This window comes from Frigoribacterium sp. AC759 (genome assembly GCF_979256015.1).
Genome location: NZ_CEEDMT010000047.1, coordinates 1 through 6,659, shown reverse-complemented (window position 1 = coordinate 6,659; position 6,659 = coordinate 1). Strand labels below are relative to the sequence as shown.

General features: G+C 71.9%; 6 protein-coding genes. 2 read left to right on the top strand and 4 right to left on the bottom strand.

The genetic code is table 11. The annotated features are described in order from the left end of the window. Positions 1 to 121: 121 nt before the first annotated feature. The 4 genes from ACZ6JE_RS14925 to ACZ6JE_RS14910 form a co-directional block, all read right to left on the bottom strand. Positions 122 to 742 (bottom strand): DnaJ family domain-containing protein, encoded by a 621-nt coding sequence (locus ACZ6JE_RS14925; protein WP_464319439.1) that lies wholly within the window; start codon positions 740 to 742, stop codon positions 122 to 124. A gap of 77 nt (positions 743 to 819) precedes the next feature. After that, positions 820 to 2,223 carry an MFS transporter gene (locus ACZ6JE_RS14920; RefSeq protein ID WP_464319438.1) on the bottom strand — a complete coding sequence of 468 codons (1,404 nt, stop codon included), beginning with the start codon at positions 2,221 to 2,223 and terminating at the stop codon, positions 820 to 822. 282 nt (positions 2,224 to 2,505) lie between these two features. After that, the gene (locus ACZ6JE_RS14915; RefSeq protein ID WP_464319440.1) at positions 2,506 to 3,579 is read right to left on the bottom strand and encodes a Gfo/Idh/MocA family protein; all 1,074 of its coding nucleotides are present in this window, start codon (positions 3,577 to 3,579) and stop codon (positions 2,506 to 2,508) included. Positions 3,580 to 3,665: 86 nt separating this feature from the next. Next, positions 3,666 to 4,481 carry a sugar phosphate isomerase/epimerase family protein gene (locus tag ACZ6JE_RS14910; RefSeq protein ID WP_192061277.1) on the bottom strand — a complete coding sequence of 272 codons (816 nt, stop codon included), beginning with the start codon at positions 4,479 to 4,481 and terminating at the stop codon, positions 3,666 to 3,668. 86 nt (positions 4,482 to 4,567) lie between these two features. On the opposite strand from ACZ6JE_RS14910, the gene ACZ6JE_RS14905 reads away from it, so the two are divergent. Next, positions 4,568 to 5,215: an SRPBCC family protein gene (locus ACZ6JE_RS14905; RefSeq protein ID WP_464319437.1), complete on the top strand. Its 648-nt coding sequence runs from the start codon at positions 4,568 to 4,570 to the stop codon at positions 5,213 to 5,215. Between the two features lie 186 nt (positions 5,216 to 5,401). Then, positions 5,402 to 6,451: a TerC family protein gene (locus tag ACZ6JE_RS14900; protein ID WP_463463745.1), complete on the top strand. Its 1,050-nt coding sequence runs from the start codon at positions 5,402 to 5,404 to the stop codon at positions 6,449 to 6,451. Positions 6,452 to 6,659 lie beyond the last annotated feature (208 nt).

Below are 6,659 nucleotides of genomic sequence, written 5' to 3'. Positions count from 1 at the left end.
GCGTGGTGCGGGGGGTTGGTGTCTTGGGGGGCGGGTCAGCGCTGACCCGCCGAGGATGACGGGAACCCGCCGAACCCAGAGCGGGAACCCGCCGAACCCCCGACGGGCGAGCGCAGCGGGGCTACGCGCGGCGGCGGCGCAGCTCTCGGCGGAGGGCGCGGCGCTCGCGCCACGACGGCGGGGGCGGCGGCACCTCCGCGGCCTCGCGCGCACGACGCTCGGCGCGCCGCCGGTGCCAGGCCAGCACCTCGGCGTCGACGTCGCGCGTCGGCGTCACCACGGGCGGCCCGCCGCGCAGCTGCCGCCGCGCCTCGACGATCCGCGCGTTGTAGTCGTCGACGTGCGCGCGCACCGCGGCCTCGGCGAACAGCCCGTCGAGGGTCTGCTCGAACGACGCGTGCTCCGTCCGCAACGACAGCGCAGGAGGCGCGAGCCCGGTCAGCCCCTCCCTCTCGATCAGGCCCCGGATCCACCAGTCGGGGTCGACCGTGTCACCGGCCAGACCGGGCAGCGGCTTGCCGGCCAGCGGCAGGTCGTCGAAGTCGCCGCGCGCGATCGCCTGGTCGATGGCCGTGCGGGCCCAGGCGCGCATCTCGGCCGCGGTGCGGTTGTCGGTCGGAGCGTCGGCGGGGGGAGCCGCACCGTCGGTGCGGTAGCGGGCCGCGGCCACGCGGGGGTCGCTCGCCGCGCCTCCGGCCCGACCCGCGCCTCCTGCATCGCCGGGTTCGGTTCGCCGTTCCATGCGCGCGAGAGTACGCCGCGCCTCCTGAACCGGGACGCCGAGGAGGCGCGGGTCGGGGGACACCGAGGAGGCGCGGGTCAGGCCCGGGGGTCGTGGACGGCGGCCCCATGGGGCACCCGCCGCGCGAGCACTCCGGCGAGGAGCAGGACGCTCACTCCGGCGGCCGGCATGACGAGCAGACCCCAGCGCAGCGAGGTCGCATCGGCGATCAGCCCGACCAGCGGCGGCGAGAACAGGAACCCGAGACGCATCAGCCAGCTCAGCAGCGTCAGACCGGTGCCGCGACGGAAGCCGGGCAGCTGGTCGGCCGCGTGCATCGCTCCGGGGATGAGCGTCGCCACGCCGAAACCGGCCGCACCGAAGCCGATGATGGTGCCGGGGATCGACGGGAACGCCAGCGCGAGCCCCGTGCCGACCGCGACCAGCACGCCGCCGATCCGGGCGACGGTGCGCTGCCCCAGCCGGTCGACCATGACGTCGCCGACCAGTCGGCCGATCAGCTGCATGCCCGCGAGCGACACGAACCCGAGCGACGCGATCGTGATGCTCGCCCCCAGCGAGCCCGAGAGGTAGACGGCGGCCCAGGTGTTGCCGGCGTCCTCGACGATGGCCGCGCCCATGGAGACGAGCACGAGGGCGGCCAGCACGGCCACCGTGCCGAAGCGGAGGGCGGAGCGGCCGGCGACCGCGGCGACCGACGCGACGGACGGGTTCGACTCGACCCGCGCCTCCTCGGCTGCTGCGGTGCTCGTCTCTTCGGCGTTCGTCGCGCCCGTGCCGGCTGCCCGGCCGTCGACTGCTCCGCCGTCGGCCGCGCCCGTGTCGGCTGCCCGGCCGTCGGCCGCGCTCGTGCCGGACGCCTCGGCGTCGGCCGCCTCGCTCTCGTCGGTCGGCTCGGGGCCGGCGAGCATCGAGCGGTACGAGAGCAGCGCGACGACGCAGAACAGCGCGGCCGAGACCGACAGGTGCACGGGGGTGGGGATGCCGAGCCCCGCGGCCGCACCGCCCATCAGGCCGCCGATGACGGCTCCGACGCTCCACGCGGCGTGGAACGAGTTGAGGATCGATCGCCCGTAGCGCCGCTGCACCCGCAGGCCGTGCGAGTTCTGGGCGACGTCGGTGATGGCGTCCATCGCTCCGGCGAGGAAGAGACCCGCGGCCAGCAGCGCCCACGACGGCGCGACACCTGCGGTGAGGACTCCGAGGCCGGTGATGATCGTGCCGACCACGGCGACCCGCGACGACCGGAACCTGCGGATCAGCAGCCCCGCCGCCAGCCCGGCCACGATCGCCCCGAGCGGGAACGCCGCCACGGCCACCCCGAACTCGGCGTTCGACAGCCCGAGCCCGTCTTTGATCGCCGGGTACCGCGGCAGCAGGTTCGCGAAGATCGCGCCGTTCGTCAGGAACAGCAGCGACACCGCCCAGCGCGCACGCTGGATGTCGCGAGGGACCGGGGGGCGAGACGTCGTCGTGCTCATGGGGGCTTCCGGGTGCGGGGTGCGGGTGCGGGGTGCGGGGTGGGGGTGCGGGGTGCGGGGTGCGGGGTGCGGGGTGCGGGGTGCGGTGCTGGGTGGCGCGCTGGGTCGGGCGGCGCTGTGTACGAACGTACATTAGCGGCGAAGAACCCCGTTCGCGAAGATGAACCGCGATATATCGTGGTTCATCTTCGCGAACGGGGTTCATGGGCAGGCGCCGTCGCGACGCAGGCCGAGGAGGCGCGGGTCAGGAGGTGCGGACCGGCTGCGGCTACAGCGGCGCGGCTAGAGCGTCGCGGCCGCAGGGTCCCAGTTCTCGGGCAGGGGCGCGGGCTTCGCCACGCTCGACGCCACGTCGACGACGGCGCCGCTCTCGGCCGCCTCCGACACGGCGAGCAGCACGTCGAGCACGTGCGCCGCGACCGCGCCGCTGGCCCGCTCGCTCTCGCCCCCGCGGATCGCCCGGGCCAGGTCGAGCACGCCCGACCCCCGACCGTACGTCGACGCGACGGCCGTGAGCGTCTCGGGCTCGTCGTGGCCGAAGCGCCAGAGCGTCGAGTCGCCCTCGAACATGTTCGGGTCGGGCAGCACAATGGTGCCCTCGGTGCCGCTGATCTCGACGAAGCCCGCCCGGGGCAGCGCGTTCTGGAACGAGAAGGTCGACTGCGCCGACTGCCCGCCCTCGAACTGGATCAGGGCCGCGTGGTGCGTCGGCACCTCGACGGGGAACGTCTGCCCGGCACGCGGACCGCTGCCGATGGTGCGCGTGTCGAACGACTTCGACGACACGGCGCTCACCCTGCTGGCCGAGCCGAAGGCGTGCACCAGCGTGCTGACGTAGTACGGACCCATGTCGAACAGGGGGCCCGCGCCGACGGCGAACAGGAAGTCGGGGTTGGGGTGCCACGACTCGGGGCCGGGCACGTGGAACATCGTCGTCGCCGAGAGCGGCTCGCCGATGTCGCCGCGGGCGATGGCCCGCATGGCCGACTGGATGCCGGCGCCGAGCACCGTGTCGGGCGCGCACGCGACGCGCACGCCGGCGGCGTCGGCCGCACCCAGCAGGTCGCTGCCCGACTGGTGGTCGAGGGCCAGGGGCTTCTCGCTCCACACGTTCTTGCCGGCGGCGATGATCTGACGACCGACCTCGGCGTGCACGGCCGGGATGGTCAGGTTGACGACGATCTCGATCTCGTCGATCGCGAGCAGCTCGTCGACCGTGCCGTGCCCGGGCACGCCGTACGTCTCGGCCTGGCTGCGAGCGCGATCGAGGTCGAGGTCGGCGACGAAGAGCACCTTCAGGTCGGCGAACTTCGTCATGTTCTCGAGGTAGGTGCCGCTGATGACACCCGCGCCGATGACGCCGACGCCGACGGGCCCCGAACCGCGAGCGGCCGACGAGGCCGACGAGGAGGCGGCGGAGGACGAGGAGGCGGATGCGGCGCTCACGCGGTGGCCTCCGTGTCGTTCTCGGCGAGCCACGCGTACGACGCGGCGATGCCCTCGAACACGTCGCCCGAGTAGGCGTCGAACTCGACGACCCGGAGGGCGTGCGGTGCGGCGGCGAGGATCGCGCGCACATCGACGTCGCCCTGCCCGGCCGGGGTCTGGTTCTCGAATGCGGCGGCCAGCGCCTCCGGCACGATCAGTGCGCTCTCGCTGCTCGGCAGGGCCGTGGCGATGTCGCCGCTGACCTTGCCGTCCTTGATGTGCAGGAACTGAACGCGGTCGCCGAGCGACTTCAGCACGGCGGGGGTGTCGGCGCCGCCGACGGTGGCCCAGAAGGTGTCGAGCTCGAGCACGACGGAGGGCGAGAGCAGCTCGACGAAGAGGTCGTAGACGGGGCGGCCGTCGACCTTGTTCGTGAACTCCCACTGGTGGTTGTGGTACCCGAAGCGGAGCCCGTGACCGGCGGCCTCGTCGGCGAGGACATTGACGCGCTCGGCGATCGCCTTGACGTCGTCGGCGGTCTGCCAGCGGTCGCTCGGGATGAACGGGTCGATGACGGTCTCGAGACCGATCTCCTTCGCGGCGTCGAAGACGCGCTGCGAGTCGTCGGCGTCGATCACGGCGCTGTGACCGGTCGGCGCCGTGACACCGGCCGCGGTCAGCGCGGCGGCGATGTCGGTGGGGTTGTCGGCGAAGCCGTACGGCTCGACCTTCGTGAAGCCGATCTCGGCCAGACGGGCGACACTGCCCGGCAGGTCGGCGGAGATCGCGTCGCGCACGCTGTAGAGCTGGACTGAGGGTGAGCTGCTCATGGGGATACTCCTTCGTTCCGGTGGTCCGATGTGAACGCCGGACACCATTCAACTACTTCTGTCGACGCACATGCAAAAGGTGTTCGATGATCGGCGGCCAGCGCGCGGAGCCGAGGAGGCGCGGGTGCGGAGCCGAGGAGGCGCGGGTCGGCCGCACCGCGCCTCCTGCACCTGCTCGCACCGCGCCTCCTGCACCCGCTCGCACCGCGCCTCCTGCCGATCCGGGCCGCGACTCCGAACCACCGGGCATGACGACCACCGCGAGCGCCACCCGCGAGATCACGACCACCGCGCCGCTGCACCGCGCCTGGGAGATCGGCACCCCGCTCGACCCCGTGGGCTTCTACCCGAAGTGGGGACCGCTGCCCGAGGTGCAGGCCGTGCACGAGCAGACCGGCGGGTGGGACGCACCCGGTCAGACGCGCCTCCTCGAACTCTCGGGCGGCGGGTCGGTGCGCGAGACCGTCACCCGGGTCGACACGCCCTCGTTGTTCATCTACGACCTGACCGACTTCCGCGGGCCGCTCGAGAAGCTCGTCTCGGGCGGCCGGGCCGCCTGGCGCTACATGCCGGACGGCGACGGGACGCGCGTGCGCTGGCGGTACTCGTTCACCGCGAAGCCGGGCGCGGGGGCGATCGTGCGCGGCATCGTGCGCTTCGCCTGGGGGCCCTACATGACCCGCGTGCTGACGGGCATCGGCGCCGAGCTCGACCGCGTGGGCGTCGAGCGCTGATCGCGGCCTGACCAGGACTTTGCACGCTCTGCAGCTTCACAGGAGCGTGGCGGCTGCTTGGCGGCACGCCCACAGCGGACTCTCACGTAGATTCGTCTCGGGAGTCATCCCGACGGTCGATGCAACCCCGCTCACCGACCGCCAACGCGCCTCACAGCCCCAGCCCGAAACCCGGAGCCCAACCCCGTGAACATATCGCTGACCACCTGGCTCATCACCATCGCGGTGACGATCGCCTTCTTCGTCTACGAGTTCTTCACCCATGTGCGCAAGCCGCACGAGCCCACGATCGGCGAGTCCGCCCGCTGGTCGGCCTTCTACATCGGCCTGGCACTGCTGTTCGGCGTCGGCATCGGCGTCACGAACGGCTGGGGCTACGGCGGCGAGTACTTCGCCGGCTACCTGACCGAGAAGGCGCTGTCGATCGACAACCTCTTCGTGTTCCTGCTGATCATGACCGGGTTCGCCATCCCGCGGATGTACCAGCAGAAGGTGCTGATGATCGGCATCGTCATCGCGCTCATCATGCGCGCGGGCTTCATCGCCGCCGGCGCCGCCCTGATCGAGAACTTCTCGTGGGTCTTCTACATCTTCGGTGCGCTGCTGTTCGTGCTCGCCTACCAGCAGCTCAAGGGCGACCACGGCGGGAACGCGGCCGACAACATGTTCGTCCGCATCGCGCGCCGCATCCTGCCGGTGCACGACGACTTCAACGGCGACAAGTTCACCGTCAAGATCTCGGGCAAGCGCTTCGTCACCCCGCTGCTGCTCTGCGTCATCGCCATCGGCTTCGTCGACCTGGTGTTCGCGCTCGACTCGATCCCCGCGATCTACGGTCTGACCAATGAGGCGTACATCGTCTTCACCGCCAACGCCTTCGCGCTGATGGGTCTGCGCCAGCTGTACTTCCTGATCGGCGGTCTGCTCGAGCGTCTCGTGTACCTGTCGCAGGGTCTCGCCGTCATCCTCGCGTTCATCGGCGTGAAGCTCGTCTTCCACGCCCTGCACGTCAACGAGGTGCCCTTCATCAACGGCGGCGAGCCGCTGCTCTGGGTGCCCGAGATCCCGATCTGGCTGTCGCTGCTGTTCATCGGCGCGACGATCACGGTCGCCACGGTCGCGAGCCTCGCGAAGACCCGCGGCGACAAGAACAAGAACGACCGCGCGACCGTCGAGGGCGAGCCGGTCACGCGTGCCACCGACGACGCGAACGACAAGGGTGCGGGTCGCCACTGACCCCGCTTTTGACGCCGAGGAGGCGCGGGTCGGCTGGTGCCGGCACCGCGCCTCCTTCGTATGTGCGGGGTGCGTGGCGCCGCCAGCGCGCCAGGTTGTGGACACGACGCCGGGTTTAAGAGTGGCGTCGTGTCCATCTTCTGGCGCGGTGGCGCTGGGCGGGAACGGGAGGGTGCGGCGGGTCGGTGTCATCGGGGGCGGGGGGGCG